The sequence below is a fragment of the Pseudoalteromonas sp. 19-MNA-CIBAN-0066 genome (genome assembly GCF_040308705.1).
Classification (GTDB): domain Bacteria; phylum Pseudomonadota; class Gammaproteobacteria; order Enterobacterales; family Alteromonadaceae; genus Pseudoalteromonas; species Pseudoalteromonas nigrifaciens.
The window spans coordinates 1-242 of sequence record NZ_JBEONZ010000386.1 but is presented as its reverse complement, the minus strand read 5'-3'; the positions used below and the strand labels follow the sequence as shown (position 1 = coordinate 242).

General features: G+C 50.4%; 1 protein-coding gene. It reads right to left on the bottom strand.

The window, feature by feature from the left end:
* The coding region (gene petA, locus AAEZ18_RS19530; RefSeq protein ID WP_352256109.1) for a ubiquinol-cytochrome c reductase iron-sulfur subunit at nt 1–242 on the bottom strand (242 nt) is incomplete at both ends.

Genomic DNA, 242 nt, shown 5'->3' with positions numbered 1-242 from the left:
CTCCCCAACCGTCAAGATGGTACCATCCATGTTATATTCTGGGATAGGTAAGTTAAGCGGTGCTGGAACGCCACTAAAGACGCGACCTGCTAAATCATACTTAGATCCGTGGCAGGGGCAGAAAAATCCGCCATACCAGTCATTACCGCCTAAATCAGCAGCACCAACATCAGGGCGATAGTTCGGCGCACAGCCCAAATGCGTACACACGCCTTCAACAACCAACACAGCTGGTTCTAAAG